Here is a 19,663-nt window from a genome sequence, read left to right as displayed (position 1 = left end):
GACGGCATCCTGTCGCTGACAACCTGCCGCCGTTGCCTGTGCGGGAGAAGCGCGATCAGCAGGTTAAGATCAGGCTAACCAGGTCTGAAGTGGAGAGGCTTGTGGCGCTCAGGCCTGACCTCGTGGCATCAGGGATCGTTGCGTTGCTCGTCGATGAGGTGTTGGCCGGGCGGTACCGCCCGGATTGGGCTGTGCCCCAAGAGCCACAACAGGCCGACTGATCAGGCGCGTCCTCATCTCGCTAGAGATGAGTGTCGAGTGGAAGATCGATTCTGTCAGTGCAGTGGCGCGGATCTGCCGCAGTGGGGAAAGGCGCAGTAGCCATTGGCTCCCTGAAGGTAGGGGTGTTGCTGGCTGGTGTTCGTCGGGCCTCGTGCGGTGGAGCGATGTTTGGTGTTTGAATCCGGTCCGGTGGCCGGACCAGGTTCGTCCGGTTGCCGGACTAGCTCTAGTGCTGTGGTCGAACCAGCTAGCATCTGTGGGGGGATTCGAAGGCGGTACGCGGTCCTTGCTCTTTTGCGGCGGGCATCATCGACCTTCGGCCTGAATCCAATGCCACGTAGCCTAATTTGATCATGTTGTTGTGCTGGTCGTTTGTGCCCGGACGGGCTTCCGGCGGGTGTGGTGCGGCGGGCGGGTCAGCGTGTCCGGGCTGTGGTGTTGACGCCGGCTGGCTGGGCGGGTCTGGCCGGGTGTTTCTGGTAGTCCTTTCTGGCTGGTGGCGGCGGGCGGGTCCGCCGGTGGTGGGGGTTTGAGGCCCCAGAACCGGATGGTCGCTGGGCCGTCGTGGCGGATGCTGGCCGGTTCGTGGTGTTTCTTGACGCGGTAGCTGTTGTGGCGGGCTCGTTTGACCGCCCGGGGGCAGCTGCGGTGCCGGCGGGGCGGTAGCGGCTTGCGGCCCAGCTCGGCGAGTGCGTGGGGCAGGTGGTCAGTCCAGTCTCCAGGGGGGAATGCCCGCCGTCCCGGTGGCGGTACGGCGGGCGATTCGCAGCGCGCGGGTGAAGCTGATCCGGTCGGGGTCGAGGTCGGCGGCTTCGGCCGCGCGGGTGATCAACGCGGCGAGGGCGTGGTGGACGATCAGCCAGGCCCAGATTTCCTGGTAGGCCAGCTCCGGCAGCCTTGAGCGCAGCAGACGGCCCGGGCCGCGTAGGTGCGTCTTGAGCTGGTCGTTGCTGGTCTCTTCTTCCCAGCGCAGGTGGTAGGCCTCGGCCAGCTCGTCCGCGTGGGCCTCGGCCGGGTCGAGGACGGTGGTCAGCAGCACGATCAGCTCGCCGGTGCCGTTGCCGTCGCGGTCGGGCACGTCGTACTCGACCACTCGTACCAGATACGCCAGCTCAGGGGCCAGATCCTGCCCAGCGCGGGCAGCGGCGACGACGCGGTCCCGGCGGGCGCCGCGGATCTTCGGGTTGATCACCACGGACACATACGTGCCGTCGGCCAGCACCCGCACGACCGGCAGCCGCAGCCCGGTCGGCGCCCGCCACAGCAACGCCGCCCCGGTGCCCGCCGCAGCAGACCAGGCGTCGAAGGAGTAGAACCCCCGGTCGGCGGTCAGCAGCTCATCGCGGCGCAGCCGCGGGTACAGCCGCATCGCCAATGTCTGCTCCCCGGTGCCATAGCCGGACACCTCCCCGGCCAGGAACGCGTGCGTGCCGCACTCGGCCAACGCCACCACCCGCGCCTTCGGATACGCCGACCGGTTGCCCCCCGAGCCGGCGTAGCCAAACTCGGCGGCGTTACCCGGCGTGTCCGGCAGGTCCACATCGAAGCCGTCAATAGCAAGGACTCGCCACCGCCGCAGCCACGCCCCCCGCGTATCAGTCGTGCCCACCGGCTGCACCACCGACTCGAAGATCTCCTCCATGACCGGCGCGCCCAGCCGCTGCCGCGCCTGGCTGATCCCCGACGCGGTCGGCACCGACCAAGCGGCGTCCCAGCAGCCGAACCGGGTCAACGCCCCGGTGACCTTCGTGGCGACCTCTTCGTAGTCATCCTCACCGAACAGGCACAACGCCATCGTCAGATAGGCCACCACATGCGGCGGAAGCTTCCCATCCGACCGCCTGGCCCCAACCCCAAACCGGGCCACCGCCGCGTCCACCGCATCCCGCGGCACCGCGGACACCAGCACCCCAACGACACCTGATCCGCCGTCACCGCCACCGTCTCGGACATGACCGGCAAGCACACCAGCACCCGACCTGCCGGTCACGCCACCACGCCGACCATCCACAAAGACCCAGCACAACAACATGATCAAATTAGGCTACGTGGCATTGGCTCCAGACCGAGGCGTATGCCCGAGCGGCGTTGTCGAACGGCTGGCTGTCAGCCGAAGACGTTGATCAGCGAGTGGAGTTCCCGCATGGGTCGCCAGTCCTGTCTGACACGCAGTCCGGTTCCGCAACTCTTCTTGGTCCTGGATGAGATGGTCATTAGGCGGACCTGCGGTAGCACGGGGTCTGTCAAGTTAACGGCTGATCTTGGTTTGTTGAGGTGGTCAGTCGTTGGCCGGGGTGAGCCGACCCTCGAAGGCGATCTGGAAGGCGTTCAGCGGCGCCTTCCAGCGCATGGTCCACCGCCGGCGTCCGGTGCCGGTCGGGTCGAGGCTCATCAACGCCATGTAGACGCACTTGAGCGCGGCTTGCTCGTTGGGGAAGTGTCCTCGGGCGCGGACGGCCTTGCGGATGCGGGCGTTCACGCTCTCGATCGCGTTCGTGGAGCAGATGACCTTGCGGATCTCCACGTCGAAGGCGAGGAACGGCACGAACTCGGCCCAGGCGTTCTCCCACAGCTTCACGATCGCCGGATACTTGCGGCCCCAGGTCTCGGCGAACTCGAGGAACCTTTCGGTCGCAGCGTCCTCGGTCGCCGCGGTGTAGACCGGCTTGAGCGCTTTCGCGATCTTGTCCCAGTCCTGGCGAGCCGCGTACCGGAACGAGTTGCGCAGCAGATGCACCACGCAGGTCTGCACGATCGTGCGCGGCCACACCGTCGCGACCGCGTCCGGCAGGCCCTTGAGCCCGTCACAGACGAGCATCAACACGTCCTGGACACCGCGGTTCTTCAGCTCGGTGAGCACATGCAACCAGTGCTTCGCGCCCTCACCGCCGTCACCGGCCCAGATCCCGAGGATGTCGCGGTGCCCGTCGACGGTGACCGCCATGACGACGTAGATCGGCCGGTTCGCGACCTGACCATCGCGGATCTTCACGTTGATGGCGTCGATAAACACGACTGGATACACCCTGTCGAGGGGCCGGTTCTGCCACTCGGCCATCCCGTCCATGACCTTGTCGGTGATCGTGGAGATGGTCTGCTTCGACACCTCCGCGCCGTACACCTCGGCCAGGTGCGCGGCGATCTCCCCGTGGGTGAGACCTTTGGCCGACAACGACAGCACCATGTCGTCGACGCCGGACAGACGCCGCTGGCGTTTGCGCACGATCTGCGGCTCGAACGTCCCGGCGGCGTCGCGTGGCACCCGGACCTCGACCGGGCCGATGTCGGTCAGCACCGTCTTGGTCCGGCTGCCGTTACGGGTGTTCCCGCTGCCCCGACCCGCCGGGTCGTGCTTGTCGTAGCCGACGTGGTCGGTGATCTCACCATCCAGGGCCGACTCCAGGACCCGCTTCGTGAGCTGCTGCAGCAGCCCACCCTCACCGGTCAGCTTCAACCCGTCACCACGAGCCCGATCGACCAGCATCGCGATCAGCTGCTCATCCGTGACCGCACCCACCGGCCCGGCGGCCGGCTGTCCCACAGTGGTCTCGGTCGTCATCTGGCGTCTCTCCCTTGATCGGTCGATCAGCCGTTATTTGTACAGTCCCGTAGCACGAAGATCATGGCGGAGCAGGTCGATCATTTGATCGGCCTCGCCGAACAGCCGAATATTCAGGTGCATGTCGTGCCCTTATCGGCTGGCCTCTATCCCGCCCTTGCGGGAGGCTTCATCGTGGCGGATCTGCCGGACAGCGGCAGAGCCGGCTACATCGACAACCAACTGTCTGGCCAAGTCGTTGATCGGCCTGATGACGTTGCTAGGCTGGCTCTCGCATGGGACGCGCTGCGCGGCGAGGCGCTTCCCGGTAGGCAGAGTCTCGACCTCCTCAGGGAAGTGGCGAAGACATGGACGTGACCGGCCCGAAGTGGCGCAAGGCGAGCCGTTCGTCCTCTAACGGTGGGGCCTGCGTCGAGGTGGCGGACAATCTGGGCGGGGTGGTTCTCGTGCGGGACACGAAGGACCGGTCGGGCGGCACGCTCGCCTTCACCCCCGAGTCCTGGCGCGCGTTCGTCGCCCAGGTGCCTGGGCGGCGGTAACAGCATTCGCGGCCGGAGCGATGGCCTCTGGTCCAGGGCGACGTGCGCCAGGTGGGGTTCGACTACCTGTGGGACCGCGTGGACCTTCTCGCTGGTGGCCCCCCTGTCAGCCGTTCAGCCTGGGCGGTGTCGCCAGGGGTGATGAGGACAAGCGCAACATGTTCCCGGAGATGTTCCGCGCGATCCGCCAGATCCAGCAGCCCAGAGCCGTGATCTGCGAGAACGTCCGGGGAACCTGCGTCCATCCTTCAGGCCCTGGCCCGCATGAAGACTTTCAAGATCCTGCGGGACTACCCGGCGTGCCGCCAGCACATTGGCCGACACCGCTTCCGGCATCGCTCATCTCACAACATCATCGTCGCCGGCTGAGCGCCGACCCCTTGCCTGGCCGCTTTCACCGAGTTACGAGACGTCCTTTAGTGCACGAGCGGCAGCAAAGCGGGGAGGCTCGCGCTGAGGCTGAGCAGGTCGGAGCCCGCGCGGTCTGATATTCATCGTTGTTCGGAACGTGCGGTCGGGGTGGTGAACCCACTGCCGCGCTTCAGTCGTGAGGTAACAGATGAGGGTGACGGGATGATTGCGTTGAGCGACGAGGAGCTGTTGGTGGAGATGGGTGCGGCGGTGGATTTCAGGGCGAGGAGGTGGACCTGGTTCGCTGTGTCGGGGTGAACGCCGAGGCCACCGGTGCCGAGCTGGTTGCGGACATGAGTGGTGGCACGCGGGGTTGATCCGCGGAGGCGAGATGGCCGAGGGCTGGGGTGGTGGTCTGGGCCGCTGGGTGATTCGCATTGGGTGCCTCTGATCGGGGCGGGTGGGGAGGGGGCGTTACGCGATGGGTGAGGCCGCCGTTCCTTCCGTTGGGCTCAGTGAGTCGTCGAAGCGGGCGTTGGAGGCGTTCACCGGGATGCGGTTGCACCGGTCGAATCTGCCGGTGTTGGCGTATGACCTGAACGCGTTGGAGGTGCTGGCGGATCGGGTGCGGACCGTGCTGGTTCCGGAGCTGGCCCAGGTGATCAAGGCGGTTCGGGCGGCGGGGGAGGGTGAGGTCTTCGACCGGTTCGTGGCGCAGACGGCTCCGTTCGTGGAGTTGTTGGACGGGGTCGCCGACGTGAAGGTCGGCGTGGCTCAGGCGATGCGGGGCTTCCTGAACCAGATGGAGCTGACGGATCGTCAGGCGCTGGTCATGTTCATTTTCATGATGACGGAGTTGGCGGTCGCGTTCGCGATGGCGTTTGTCCTGCCGGTGGAGGCGGCGGCGCACATCGTGAAGACCCGGACGATCATCCAGACGATCCTGCGGTCGTCGATGGTGCGGGCGGCGGCGAGTAGCACGGCGATCCAGATGTTGTTCATGCCGGGGTCGTCGTTGTTGGCGCAGATCAGCATGCTGGCTGATGGTCTGATGCCGGGGGTCGACTGGGGGCAGGTCGGTAAGCAGGCGTTGTACGGGTTGGCGGTGGCGGGTGTGACCACGGCGGCCGGGCCGGCGTTGGGCCGGTTCGCCGGGGTCGTGGGTGGTGGTCTGGCGAAGTTCGAAGTGTCGGATGCCACGCGTAACCTGCTGACCAGCCTGATGATGGTGCCGGTGTCGGAGGTCGGCCTGGAGGTGGTCGGCGACGTCGCCGCCAGCTACATCGTCGACGGGACCTACGACCCCGGTGGTCTCGGTATGGCCGTGATTTCCGGGGCGTTGTCGGGGTCGGGTGAGTTGGGCGCGTCCGGGGCGGGGGCCGCTGCGCGTCGCGTGGCTGTCGGTTTGGGGTTCAATCCGACCCGGTCCCGGTGGAACATGCCCGCCGGTACCGGTTTCACCGCCGACGGCAGGCCGGTCGCTCCGGTCACTCCGGCACCGTCCACGTATCAGCCGGAGGTCGACGATCCGGCGGGTGCGGGCTCTGGCGGGCCGGCCCCGGTGCCCGTCCCGCTGGTGTCGGCACCGTCGCTGTCGCCACCGGCGCCTGCGGCGCCTGCGGCGCCTGAACCGATGCCCGTGCCGGCGTGGTCGACGCCGGACCTGCCGGTGCCGTCGTGGTCCGTGCCGAACTTCTCGGTGCCGACGGTGCCGCCGGTGCCCGTGCCGGAGTGGGTCGCGGTCGCCGGCGCGCCGGTGGTGGAGCAGTGGCAGCGGTTCCAGCGGGAACTGGTGGACCGTTACGGTGGGTTGCTTGCCGGGACGGGGCAGGCGCGGCAGTTCCTGGCCGCGCTTCCCGTGCCGGTCGAGCAGGTCTTCACCGAGTGGGCCGACGCTCGGCAGAACGACCGGACCGTTCCCGCTTTCCTGTTCCGGATCGGCCTGCCCGCCACCGCGCTCACCGAGCGGTACCTGTTCGGGGTCCGGGACCAGGCCGTCGCCCGTGTCACCGAGACTCTCGCGGGGGCGGTCACCACCGGCGGGCAGATCCCGGCGGGGGTGCGGCCGGAGCTGGTCGTCGCCGCGCTGCCGGTGGAGTTCGACCGGCAGGCGTTGCGCGCGGCTGTGCATCTGGCCGCCCAGCACCACATCGACCAGTACCTCACCACCGGCACACCGACGCCCGCCACCCTGCCCGGCGCAGTGGTCCCGCCAGAGGCCGCTCACCCGCCGGGAGGGGCTGGCGTGCCGGGCGGTGCTGGCGTGCCGGGGGCCCGTGGGGTGCCGGGCGGTGCTGGGGTGCCGGGGGCCGCCGGGGCGGCGGCGGTGCCGTCGGACGCCGTGCGCGCCGCGGTCGCGCGTGACGTGCGGGCCCACGTGGACCGGAGCCTCGACGCGATCCTCGGCACCACCCCACCACTCACCGCACCGCTCACCGCACCGCTCACCGCACCGCTCACCGCACCGCTCACCGCACCGCTCACCGCACCGCTCACCGCACCGCTCACCGCACCGCTCACCGTGCCGCCCGCCGTGCCGTCGGCTGCGGTGGCCGGTCCGGGCGCCGCGCAGGTCAACGCCGTGGCGGACGTGGTCCGGCAGGTGGTCACCGACCTACCCGCCCGCTTCACGGCCGCGACCGGACCGGACACCACCGGACCGGACACCACCGGACCGGAGGCCACCCCAGCCAGCACGGACACCCCGGCAAACCGGCGCCCCGATGTGCCGACGGTGCCGGTGACCCCGGAGCAGCACACCGCAGCAGCGACCAGCCTGGCGGAAAAACAGTTCACCGCCCTGGCCAACCAGTACGGCGTTGAGCCGGCCAACCACGACGTCCTCGCCGGGTCCTTCCGACAGGACTGGGTCAACGGATACCACCAGGTACTCGCCCAGGCCACCGCCACCCCCGGCGCGGCAGGCACGTCCGGAGTGCCGGCCACGCCCAGCATGCCGGGTGCGCCGGGCACCCCCAGCACGCCGGATGCGCCGGGAACCCCGGGCACGCCGGATGCGGCCGGGGGCCGCAGTACGGTGCCGGTCGGCGCGGCCCCCCGCACCGACGGCACGCCGATCCACGACAACGTCAGCGACCGGATGTCAGTCGGTGACATGTCCGTCTCCAGTGACGACATGTTCAGCCGCGACAGCAGCTTCAACGACACCATGACGGTCAGTGACCTCTCCTCGCGGGACGAGCCGATCAGCCGTGACCCCGTCAAGGGCGAAGTCAGTGACACGGATTCGTTCAGTGACGTGTCCTCGCGGGACGACCCGATCGGTGGTGAGCCTGGCGGACGCGGTGAGCCGGCTGTAACGGCGACTGGGCCGGCCGTAACGGCGACTGGGCTGGCCGTGGGGATGGTCGAGTCCGGGCGGCGGGGCGGTGACTGGGCTATCGCGGAGCAGGTGCGTCCCGGCGGCGGTGACGGGTGGTGGTGTGTGGCGGCGACGTTCGATGTGTTCCGGGCCGAGTACGGGCGGCTGGGTAACCGGGTGGTGTTCGACGACCGGGTCATGGGAGCGGATGGGCGGCTCGCGCCGACTATGGGTTGGTCGCAGCTGATGGAGATCCTCGATGCGGTACCGGAGCGTGTCGCTCAGCCGGGCGGGGTTACGGGAGAGGATGTGCTGGCGGGGTTGCGGGCGGTGCCGGGGTCGATGGTCGTGGTCAGGGTCGCGCCACCGAACGAACCGCAGCATGTGTTCGCTCTTTCCAGCCAGCCGCGGGGTTCCGGGCCGGCGAGGATCCGGGTGCGGGATCCTCTGGTGCCCGGGGCGGTGGACCGGCCCGAGCCGGACGATCCGGTACGTGATCCGTGGCTGCGGCATCTGTTCGTATCCGGTACCCGGGTGGCGGTGTTCGATGGGGACGGGCGGCCCACCACGATCAGCGGTCTCCTCGGCCGGACCGGCGGGCACCGGCGGCCGGTCACCGCGGCCGGTACCGATGTCGGTGGGTTCCTGCTCGCCTCGACCAGCACGCCACGCGGCCCGTCGCACGCGATGCGGGCTGACACCACCGTTGCCGGCCCGGTCGACTCCCCGAGGTCCGGTCCGGTGGGCGAGGACGACTCGTCTGGTCCTGGTCTGGCGTTTGGTGTCCAGGCGTTCCCGGATGTCGTCCCCTCGGATCTGGAGGGGATGGATCTGGGCACACCACAGCTCGACGCCGAGTGGGAGCCGGCGCGGGACACCGGACAGGCCGAGTTCCCGCTGACGGGAGTGCCCGGGCTGGATGGTCCGTGGGCGCTCTCAGCAGTGGAGGACACCGCGACCGTGGCGGTCCCGCACCAGCGGGACGCGGGAGACCACGACCCGTCTCAACGCGACCCGGAACTCCTCGACCCGGCACTGCTCGACCCGGAACTCTTTGACCCGGCGCTTCTTGCGGGATTCCACGGTGACCATGTTGTCGGATCCGGGTATCCCAGGACGGTCGCACTGGACCTCTCCGACACTCAGGTCATGCCCGGCCCGGCAGCTCTGCAGACGCCGACGGCGTCCATGCCGGCCCCTGCGGCCCGACCGGTGACCCCGCAGTCCTCACCACCCCCACCCCCACCCCCACCCCCACCCCCACCCCCACCCACAACCGCGGTACCGCTACCGGAGCCGCCGGATCATGTGGTTCATTGGCGGCCCGGTGAGGATGGACCCGCGACCCTCCGCGCATACCTGGAGACGCTGAAACTCCCCGACCGGGTGTCCCTGGACACCGACAAACAGGGGAAGCTGGGGCCGGGAATGGCCGCTTGGGTGAAAGCCTGGGCACAGGGACTGCGGGGTAAGACCACCCCCGACGGCCACCCCTACACCCAGGACGCGGTAGTCACACTGTCCGGCAACCTGATCAACCGGCAAACGGTCGGGACATACTGGCGGGAGGTGGCGCCGCCGCTGCCCCCACCGCCGGATCACGTGGCCACTTGGCGGCCCGGTGAGGATGGGCCCGCGACCCTCCGCGCATACCTGGAGACGGTGGAACTCCCCGACGGGGTGTCCCTGGACCCCGACAAAAAGGGGAGGCTGGGGTCGGGGATGGCCGCTTGGGTGAAAGCCTGGGCACAGGGACTGCGGGGTAAGACCACCCCCGACGGCCACCCCTACACCCTGGATGCGGTAGTCACACTGTCCGGCAACCTGATCACCCAGGCATCGGTCGGGACATACTGGCGGGAGGTGGCGCGGCCGCTGCCCCCACCGCCGGATCACGTGGTTCATTGGCGGCCCGGTGAGGATGGACCCGCGACCCTCCGCGCATACCTGGAGACGCTGGAACTCCCCGACCGGGTGTCCCTGGACACCGACAAACTCGGAAGGCTGGGGCCGGGGATGGCCGCATGGGTGAAAGCCTGGGCACAGGGACTGCGGGGTAAGACCACCCCCGACGGCCACCCCTACACCCAGGACGCGGTAGCCACACTGTCCGGCAACCTGATCAACCAGCAATCGGTCGGGAAATACTGGCGGGAGACGGCGCCGCTGCCCCCACCGCCGGATCACGTGGCCACTTGGCGGCCCGGTGAGGATGGGCCCGCGACCCTCCGCGCATACCTGGAGACGCTGGAACTCCCCGACCGGGTGTCCCTGGACACCGACAAAAAGGGGAGGCTGGGGTCGGGGATGGCCGCTTGGGTGAAAGCCTGGGCACAGGGACTGCGGGGTAAGACCACCCCCGACGGCCACCCCTACACCCTGGATGCGGTAGCCGCACTGTCCGGCAACCTGATCGCCCAGCAATCGGTCGGGAATTATTGGCGGGAGACGGCGCCGCTGCCCCCACCGCCGGATCACGTGGTTCATTGGCGGCCCGGTGAGGATGGGCCCTCGACCCTCCGCGCATACCTGGAGACGGTGGAACTCCCCGACCGGGTGTCCCTGGACCCCGACAAAAAGGGGAGGTTGGGGCTGGGGATGGCCGCTTGGGTGAAAGCCTGGGCACAGGGACTGCGGGGTGAGACCACCCCCGACGGCCACCCCTACACCCAGGACGCGGTAGCCGCACTGTCCGGCAACCTGACCAACCAGAGCACGGTCTCGAGATATTGGCGGGAGGCGGCGCCGCCGCTGCCCCCACCGCCGGATCACGTGGTTCATTGGCGGCCCGGGGCGGATGAACCCGCCACCCTCCACGCATACCTGGAGACGCTGAAACTCCCCGACCGGGTGTCCCTGGACCCCGACAAACAGGGGAAGCTGGGGCCGGGAATGGCCGCTTGGGTGAAAGCCTGGGCACAGGGACTACAGGGTAAGACCACCCCCGACGGCCACCCCTACACCCAGGACGCGGTAGCCACACTGTCCGGCAACCTAATCACCCAGCAATCGGTCCGGAGATATTGGCGGGAGGCGGCGCCGTCGTTGCCCGCACCGCCGGATCATGTGGTTCATTGGCGGCCCGGGGCGGATGAACCCGCCACCCTCCACGCATACCTGGAGACGCTGAAACTCCCCGACCGGGTGTCCCTGGACCCCGACAAACAGGGGAAGCTGGGGCCGGGAATGGCCGCTTGGGTGAAAGCCTGGGTACAGGGACTACAGGGTAAGACCACCCCCGACGGCCACCCCTACACCCTGGACGCGGTAGCCGCACTGTCCGGCGACCTGATCAACCAGAGCACGGTCGGGAAATACTGGCGGGAGACGGCGCCGCTGCCCCCACCGCCGGATCACGTGGTTCATTGGCGGCCGAGTGAGGATGAACCCGCCACCCTCCACGCATACCTGGAGACGCTGAAACTCCCCGACCGGGTGTCCCTGGACCCCGACAAACAGGGGAAGCTGGGGCCGGGAATGGCCGCATGGGTGAAAGCCTGGGCACAGGGACTACAGGGTAAGACCACCCCCGACGGCCACCCCTACACCCAGGACGCGGTAGCCACACTGTCCGGCAACCTGATCACCCAGCAAACGGTCGGGAAATACTGGCGGGAGGTGGCGCCGCCGCTGCCCCCACCGCCGGATCACGTGGCCACTTGGCGGCCCGGCGAGGATGGGCATGACCCGTCTCAACGCGACCCGGAACTCCTTGACCCGGCGCTTCTTGACCCGGCACTTCTTGACCCGGCATTGGTGGAGAATCCGGGGTTGCCGGACCTGGGCCCGGGCGTGGGTCTAGGCCCGGCAGGGGTGGATCTGTCGGTATCGCCGCCGGGCTGGGGGTGGACGCCACCGGACGGCACCGATCAGGTCGATTCTCTGTACCCGCTGTCGGAGGTGCCCGGGCTGGATGGTCCGTGGGCCGCGATCCGGGCTGACACCACCGTTGCCGACCCGGTCGACTCCCCGAGGTCCGGTCCGGTGGGCGAGGATGACTCGTCTGGGCCTGGTCTGGCGTTTGATGTCCAGGAATTCCCGGATGTCGTCCCCTCGGATCTGGAGGGGATGGATCTGGGCACACCACAGCTCGACGACGAGTGGGAGCCGCCGCGGGACACCGGACAGGCCGAGTCTCCGTTGATGGGAGTTCCCGGGCTGGATGGTCCGTGGGTGCCCTCAGCAGTGGAGGACACCGCGACCGTGGCGGTCCCGCACCAGCGGGACGCGGGAGACCACGACCCGTCTCAACGCGACCCGGAACTCCTCGACCCGGCACTGCTCGACCCGGCGCTTCTTGACCCGGCGGTCGTGGAGGATCCGGGGATGCCGGACCTGGGCCCGGATCTGGACCCGGACCCGGACCTGGATCTGGATCTGGATCTGGATCTGGATCTGGGTCGATTGGGTGTGCCGACGCTTGATGAGGATGGTGCGTGGGTGGCGTCGGTGGTGGGGGACCCGGCGCCGGTGGGGGTTGCGCGGGAGGGGGTTGCGGCTGGTGTGGGTGGGGTTGGCCGGCCTCTTTGGGAGTTCCCGGTGCCGGCTGATGGGTTTTGTGTGTTGTCGGCGTTGGTGGTGGCTGATCCGGTGTGGGTGCGGGACGTGTTGGCGGGGGCGGGGGTGTTGCCGGCGGATCTGTATGCGTGGCTGTCTGATCCTGGTGGGGTGCGTGTCGGTGTGGGGCGGTTGGGTGGTGTGGTGCCGGTCGGGTCTGAGTTGGGCCGGGTGGATGGGTTGTTGCAGGGGCTTGTCCTGTCGTATCTGGGTGCTCGGGTCGGGGGGTTGCCGGCGGATGTGGTGATGCGGCGGGCGTTTCTGCCGCAGGGGGAGCCGTGGCGGCAGGTGCGGGGGCTCAGTGATGGGCAGGTGGTGGCGCGGTTGGTGGAACGTCTGGGTGGTCAGGGGGTGTTGGGGGGTGGTGTGGTGACTGAGGCTGGGTTTCTGGATGTGGGGCGGGTCGGGCAGCGGTATGAGGAGGCGCGTGCGGAGTTGGTCGGGTTGGGGTGGGATCCGGGTCTGGTGACGGAGGTGCCGCAGGAGCAGTTGGATTTTGTCAATGGGCGTGGTCGGGGTTTTCAGGTGGCGTTGTTGGCGCCGGAGCGGGCGCGTGACTATCTGGTGCATGTGTTGCTTACGTCTGATGGGCCGTTGGAGGCGGACGAGTTCGCCGAGGTCGTGGAGACGGTGGCTGATTGGGGTCGTCGGTGGGGTGGGCCGGGTGGGGAGTTCCTGCTGCCGTTGTTGGCTCATGCCACGGGTAGTCGGATCACGGTGTTGCAGCGCACCGGGTGGGGGGTGAGCCCGGTGGCGGTGTTCGGGCCGTTGGACGGCCGGGGGGTCAGCTTGTATTACGTCGCTGGCGACCCGGCGAATCCCGCCCTCTACAACCATTACAACGCCGCTGTTTCCGCTGCTGTCCTGTTGCCGTCCGGGCCGGCCGGGTTGTCGTGGTCGGACGAGTGGGACCGGTTGTTCACGCGGTTCGCCGGGGTGGTGGGGTTTGGGTCGGCGGCGGGTGAGCGGACATTGGCGTCGGGGGCTGAGGATGTGCGTCATCGTCTGCAGGTGGAGTTCGACCACGTCGTGGGCAGAACCGGCTTTGCGGAGGAGAATGGTTTGTCCACGGCGGATGTGGCGATGCTGCGGCAGGCCCTGGACACGCGTGGGACGTCCGTTCCTCACCTTGAGGGGGTGCTGCTACGTCTGATGTCGGAGATGTATCAAGTGACCATCGCTGTGACCTCGGCCGGGTCGGGATTCCACGGTGACCATGTTGTCGGATCCGGGTATCCCAGGACGGTTGCCCTGGACCTCTCCGACACTCAGGTCATGCCCGGCCCGGCAGCTCTGCAGACGCCGGCGGCGTCCATGCCGGCCCCTGCGGCCCGACCGGTGACCCCGCAGTCCTCACTACCCCCACCCCCACCCACATCCACATCCACAACCGCGGTACCGCTACCGGCGCCACCGGATCACGTGGTTCATTGGCGGCCCGGCGAGATTGGACCCGCCACCCTCCACGCATACCTGGAGACGCTGGAACTCCCCGACCGGGTGTCCCTGGACACCGACAAACTCGGAAGGCTGGGGCCGGGGATGGCCGCATGGGTGAAAGCCTGGGCACAGGGACTACAGGGTAAGACCACCCCCGACGGCCACCCCTACACCCAGGACGCGGTAGCCGCACTGTCCGGCAACCTGACCAACCAGCAAACGGTCGGGACATACTGGCGGGAGGCGGCGCCGCCGCTGCCCCCACCGCCGGATCATGTGGTTCATTGGCGGCCCGGCGAGGATGAACCCGCCACCCTCCGCGCATACCTGGAGACGCTGGAACTCCCCGACCGGGTGTCCCTGGACACCGACAAACTCGGAAGGCTGGGGCCGGGGATGGCCGCATGGGTGAAAGCCTGGGCACAGGGACTACAGGGTAAGACCACCCCCGACGGCCACCCCTACACCCAGGACGCGGTAGCCACACTGTCCGGCAACCTGACCAACCAGCAAACGGTCGGGAGATACTGGCGGGAGGCGGCGCCGCCGCTGCCCCCACCGCCGGATCACGTGATTCATTGGCGGCCCGGCGAGGATGAACCCGCCACCCTCCGCGCATACCTGGAGACGCTGGAACTCCCCGACCGGGTGTCCCTGGACCCCAACAAACAGGGGAAGCTGGGGCCGGTGATGGCCGCATGGGTGAAAGCCTGGGCACAGGGACTACAGGGTAAGACCACCCCCGACGGCCACCCCTACACCCAGGACGCGGTAGCCACACTGTCCGGCAACCTGACCAACCAGCAATCGGTCGGGAATTATTGGCGGGAGGTGGCGGCGCCGCTGCCCCCGCCGCCGGGTCATGTGGTTCGTTGGCGGCCCGGTGAGGGTGGGCCCGTGACCCTCCGCGCATACCTGGAGACGCTGAAACTCCCCGACCGGGTGTCCCTGGACACCGACAAACAGGGGAAGCTGGGGCCGGGGATGGCCGCATGGGTGAAAGCCTGGGCACAGGCACTACAGGGTAAGACCACCCCCGACGGCCACCCCTACACCCAGGACGCGGTAGTCACACTGTCCGGCAACCTGGTCACCCGGCGAACGGTCTTGACATATTGGCGGGAGACGGCGCCGCCGCTGCCCCCACCGCCGGATCACGTGGTTCATTGGCGGCCCGGCGAGGATGAACCCGCCACCCTCCGCGCATACCTGGAGACGCTGGAACTCCCCGACCGGGTGTCCCTGGACACCGACAAAAAGGGGGCGCTGGGGCCGGGAATGGCCGCATGGGTGAAAGCCTGGGCACAGGGACTGCGGGATGAGACCACCCCCGACGGCCACCCCTACACCCTGGCTGCGGTAGCCACACTGTCCGGCAACCTGATCACCCAGCAATCGGTCGGGAAATATTGGCGGGAGACGGCGCCGCCGCTGCCCCCACCGCCGGATCACGTGGTTCATTGGCGGCCGAGTGAGGATGGGCCGGGCACCCTCCACGCCTATCTGGAGACGCTGGAACTCCCCGACCGGGTGTCCCTGGACACCGACAAACTCGGAAGGCTGGGGCCGGGGATGGCCGCTTGGGTGAAAGCCTGGGCACAGGGACTGCGGGGTAAGACCACCCCCGACGGCCGCCCCTACAGCCTGGCTGCGGTAGCCGCACTGTCCGGCAACCTAATCAGCCAGGTATCGGTCGGGAAATATTGGCGGGAGGCGGTGCCGCCGCTGCCGGATCACGTGGCCACTTGGCGGCCCGGTGAGGATGGGCCCGCGACCCTCCACGCATACCTGGAGACGCTGGAACTCCCCGACCGGGTGTCCCTGGACCCCGACAAGAAGGGGAAGCTGGGGCCGGGAATGGCCGCATGGGTGAAAGCCTGGGCACAGGGACTACAGGGTAAGACCACCCCCGACGGCCACCCCTACACCCAGGACGCGGTAGCCACACTGTCCGGCAACCTGATCAACCAGAGCACGGTCTGGAAATACTGGCGGGAGGCGGCACCGTCGCTCCCTCCACCGCCACCCGGAACGGGTCAAGATCCAATGCCACGTAGCCTAATTTGATCATGGGGTTGGACTGGGTCTTTGTGGATGGTCGGCGTGGTGGCGTGACCGGCAGGTCGGGTGCTGGTGTGCTTGCCGGTCATGTCCGAGACGGTGGCGGTGACGGCGGATCAGGTGTCGTTGGGGGTGCTGGTGTCCGCGGTGCCGCGGGATGCGGTGGACGCGGCGGTGGCCCGGTTTGGGGTTGGGGCCAAGCGGTCGGATGGGAAGCTTCCGCCGCATGTGGTGGCCTATCTGACGATGGCGTTGTGCCTGTTCGGTGAGGATGACTACGAAGAGGTCGCCACGAAGGTCACCGGGGCGTTGACCCGGTTCGGCTGCTGGGACGCCGCTTGGTCGGTGCCGACCGCGTCGGGGATCAGCCAGGCGCGGCAGCGGCTGGGCGCGCCGGTCATGGAGGAGATCTTCGAGTCGGTGGTGCAGCCGGTGGGCACGACTGATACGCGGGGGGCGTGGCTGCGGCGGTGGCGAGTCCTTGCTATTGACGGCTTCGATGTGGACCTGCCGGACACGCCGGGTAACGCCGCCGAGTTTGGCTACGCCGGCTCGGGGGGCAACCGGTCGGCGTATCCGAAGGCGCGGGTGGTGGCGTTGGCCGAGTGCGGCACGCACGCGTTCCTGGCCGGGGAGGTGTCCGGCTATGGCACCGGGGAGCAGACATTGGCGATGCGGCTGTACCCGCGGCTGCGCCGCGATGAGCTGCTGACCGCCGACCGGGGGTTCTACTCCTTCGACGCCTGGTCTGCTGCGGCGGGCACCGGGGCGGCGTTGCTGTGGCGGGCGCCGACCGGGCTGCGGCTGCCGGTCGTGCGGGTGCTGGCCGACGGCACGTATGTGTCCGTGGTGATCAACCCGAAGATCCGCGGCGCCCGCCGGGACCGCGTCGTCGCCGCTGCCCGCGCTGGGCAGGATCTGGCCCCTGAGCTGGCGTATCTGGTACGAGTGGTCGAGTACGACGTGCCCGACCGCGACGGCAACGGCACCGGCGAGCTGATCGTGCTGCTGACCACCGTCCTCGACCCGGCCGAGGCCCACGCGGACGAGCTGGCCGAGGCCTACCACCTGCGCTGGGAAGAAGAGACCAGCAACGACCAGCTCAAGACGCACCTACGCGGCCCGGGCCGTCTGCTGCGCTCAAGGCTGCCGGAGCTGGCCTACCAGGGCCGGCCGTCCCGACAGCGATAGGGTTTCCGCAGGTCATTGACTTGCGGGAGCCCTTTTTTCATTGCTTGGCATGGATGCCCGGTCTAGCACGCTGCTGTTGGACTCCTTGACTCGGGCAGGTTGTCATGCCACTACTGGATCTTCAGAAGCTCACCGCCGAACTGTCCCGGACCTGGGCCGGGTTCCTCCGCGACTGGGACCGCTCGCTGCGGGCCGGGAACTACCCGCAGACCACCCGCTACAACTACCTCCTAGTGTGCTGAGTCGTTAATTCGTTGGCAATATGCGGCGATCGTTTCGAGGATGTTGTCTGCCGTCTTGGTCCACACGAACGGTTTCGGGTCGGCGTTCCACGCCTCGATCCAGGCGGTGACGTCGGCTTCCAGTGCGGCGATACTGCGGTGGGTCGATCGGCGGAGTTTGCGGTTGGTTAGCTCGGCGAACCAGCGCTCGACGAGGTTGAGCCAGGACGAGTAGGTCGGGGTGAAGTGCAGGTGGAACCGGGGGTGCTTGAGTAGCCACTGCCCGATGGCGGGCGTCTTGTGGGTGGCGTAGTTGTCCAGCACGAGATGCAGCTCCAGGTCGGGCGGGGTTGCCCGGTCGATGGTGCGCAGGAAGCGCAGGAACTCCTGGTGGCGGTGTTTGCGTTGGGTTTGGCCGATGACCTTGCCGGTGGCCACGTCGAGGGCGGCGAACAGGCTGGTGGTGCCGTGGCGGACGTAGTCGTGGGTCACCCGGCCGGGGACACCGGGCATCATCGGCAGCATCGGCGCGGTCCGATCCAGGGCCTGGATCTGCGATTTCTCGTCCACGGCGAGGACCATGGCGGCCTCCGGCGGGTCCAGGTACAGCCCGACGATGTCGCGGACCTTGTCGATGAACAGCGGGTCGGTCGACAGCTTCCAACTCTGGACCTGGTGCGGTTTGAGGCCGAACGCCCGCCAGATCCGCGAGACCGCGGTCTGGTTCAGCCCCACCGCCGTGGCCATTGACCGCGTCGACCAATGACTGTCCTGATCGGGCGGCAGCTCTTCGAGCGTCTTCGTGATCACGGCCTCGACCTGGGCGTCGCCGATCTTCCGTGGCGCGCCCGGTCGCGGCTCGTCGCGCAGCCCGTCCACCCGATCGGCCACGAACCGCTTACGCCACTTGCCGACCGTCGGCAGCGACACCCCAAGCCGGCGAGACACCTCGCTGTTGGACAGGCCTTCCGCGCAGGCGAGGACGATCCGCGCCCGCACCGCCAACGCCTGCGCCGTCTTCGGCCGCCGAGCCAGCCCTCGTAGCGCCTCCCGCTCCTCGGCGGTCAACTCCAGCGGCGCCAGCTTCGGACCACGGCCATCACCCATACCCGCAATCTACCAACGAATTAACGACTCAGCACACTAGCCAAAATGTTCGAGTACATCCGCCCCGGCGACGTGCTCACCGTCGTCTCGCTCGACCGACTCGGCCGCTCGCTGGAAGACCTGATCGGCATCGTCGGCCGGCTCAAGCGCCACGGCGTCGGATTCCAGTCCCTACACGAGAAGCTCGACACCACCACCGCTGGCGGGATGTTCGTCTTCCACGTCTTCGCCGCGCTGGCCGAGTTCCTGCGCACCATCATCGTGGCCAACACCAACGAGGGCCTGGCCGCCGCTCGTGCCCGGGGGCAACGCCTCGGCCGGCCGCCGGCGATGACCCCGGAGAAGGTCGCGTACGCGCTGCAACTGCTCGCCGAGCCGAACCGCACGATGACCTCGATCGCCAAGCTGCTCGGCGTCTCGCGCAGCACCCTGTACAGCGCGCTGCCTGGCCTCATCCCGGCCCAACCCGGCGAACAGGTCGACCTTGTGGACGCGGCGTCCCCGCGGATCGGACTGACCGAGTCGTTCGCCATGACGCCGGGGCGGCCAGCGGCAGCGGCCTGATCCGCAGGGAGCAGTTACCCGGCCGAGGCCCGGCCACCCGCAACACGGGATCACCCCCGCATGCGCGGGGAGCAGCCGGACATCCCGACCACGGACAGGTGTGCGCTGGGATCACCCCCGCATGCGCGGGGAGCAGGGACACCGGTCCGGCCCGCCGCGCGGTGCAGTCTGGATCACCCCCGCATGCGCGGGGAGCAGCGTCCGTCATCGCGGCGACCCCGCACCACGATCCGCTCGCCCTCGTCGCCACGTCCGCTACGACCAGCGGAGAAAGACCCGAAAACACCGTCCGCGCAAGCTCATCGACATCCTTCACGCCAGTGTCAACGACCCCCACGACTCTCCGTCACCACCGAATGTGAGACAGGGCCGAAATCCTACGCAGTCCCGGGTGGTGAACCCACTGCCAGGATTCAGTCGTGGGGTAACGGGGGGGTGGTGGGATGAGCGCGTTGAGTGATGAGGAGCTGTTGGTCGAGGTGTGTGCGGCCCTGGATTTCAGGGCGAGGCGGTGGGCCTCTGTCGTTGT

Annotated in this window: 10 protein-coding genes; 7 read left to right on the top strand and 3 right to left on the bottom strand. The window is 68.5% G+C overall.

The annotated features are described in order from the left end of the window. Positions 1-928: 928 nt before the first annotated feature. Together GA0074694_RS26205 and GA0074694_RS26200 are read right to left on the bottom strand one after the other, a co-directional pair. Positions 929-2,254, bottom strand: a complete 1,326-nt coding sequence (locus tag GA0074694_RS26205; RefSeq protein ID WP_425413638.1) for an IS4 family transposase — start codon at positions 2,252-2,254, stop codon at positions 929-931. Between the two features lie 246 nt (positions 2,255-2,500). Next, on the bottom strand, positions 2,501-3,781 hold the full coding sequence (locus GA0074694_RS26200) for an IS256 family transposase (RefSeq protein WP_091455728.1): 1,281 nt from the start codon (positions 3,779-3,781) through the stop codon (positions 2,501-2,503). 60 nt (positions 3,782-3,841) lie between these two features. Between GA0074694_RS26200 and GA0074694_RS26195 the strand changes: the two genes are divergently transcribed. The 6 genes from GA0074694_RS26195 to GA0074694_RS31180 all read left to right on the top strand — a co-directional run bounded on the left by GA0074694_RS26195 (position 3,842) and on the right by GA0074694_RS31180 (position 17,484). Then, complete coding sequence (locus tag GA0074694_RS26195) at positions 3,842-4,138, top strand: DUF5753 domain-containing protein (RefSeq protein WP_281190382.1); 297 nt, start codon at positions 3,842-3,844, stop codon at positions 4,136-4,138. Further along, a complete protein-coding gene (locus GA0074694_RS26190; RefSeq protein WP_091455714.1) occupies positions 4,129-4,320 on the top strand; it encodes a DUF397 domain-containing protein in 192 nt (63 codons plus the stop codon). The genes GA0074694_RS26195 and GA0074694_RS26190 overlap by 10 nt, the downstream gene beginning before the upstream one ends. Before the next feature lie 20 nt (positions 4,321-4,340). After that, positions 4,341-4,808, top strand: coding sequence for a DNA cytosine methyltransferase (locus GA0074694_RS34380; protein ID WP_425413586.1), 468 nt, complete (start codon positions 4,341-4,343; stop codon positions 4,806-4,808). 344 nt (positions 4,809-5,152) lie between these two features. Beyond that, entirely contained in the window at positions 5,153-16,057 is a 10,905-nt protein-coding gene (locus tag GA0074694_RS32000) for a hypothetical protein (protein ID WP_091462669.1), read from the top strand. Positions 16,058-16,138: 81 nt separating this feature from the next. Then, positions 16,139-17,242 (top strand): IS4 family transposase, encoded by a 1,104-nt coding sequence (locus GA0074694_RS26175; protein WP_218105813.1) that lies wholly within the window; start codon positions 16,139-16,141, stop codon positions 17,240-17,242. A 104-nt stretch (positions 17,243-17,346) separates the two neighbouring features. After that, complete coding sequence (locus GA0074694_RS31180; RefSeq protein ID WP_245714915.1) at positions 17,347-17,484, top strand: hypothetical protein; 138 nt, start codon at positions 17,347-17,349, stop codon at positions 17,482-17,484. On the opposite strand, the gene GA0074694_RS26170 is transcribed toward GA0074694_RS31180, so the two are convergent. After that, positions 17,473-18,570 carry an IS630 family transposase gene (locus GA0074694_RS26170; RefSeq protein WP_091460531.1) on the bottom strand — a complete coding sequence of 366 codons (1,098 nt, stop codon included), beginning with the start codon at positions 18,568-18,570 and terminating at the stop codon, positions 17,473-17,475. The genes GA0074694_RS31180 and GA0074694_RS26170 overlap by 12 nt on opposite strands. Before the next feature lie 45 nt (positions 18,571-18,615). On the opposite strand from GA0074694_RS26170, the gene GA0074694_RS26165 reads away from it, so the two are divergent. Continuing rightward, positions 18,616-19,134, top strand: coding sequence for a recombinase family protein (locus GA0074694_RS26165; RefSeq protein WP_218105812.1), 519 nt, complete (start codon positions 18,616-18,618; stop codon positions 19,132-19,134). Positions 19,135-19,663: the final 529 nt, after the last annotated feature.

The organism is Micromonospora inyonensis, from assembly GCF_900091415.1.
Taxonomy (GTDB): domain Bacteria; phylum Actinomycetota; class Actinomycetes; order Mycobacteriales; family Micromonosporaceae; genus Micromonospora; species Micromonospora inyonensis.
The sequence above is the reverse complement of the archived record's forward strand: the minus strand, read 5'-3'. Positions and strand labels throughout refer to the sequence as shown.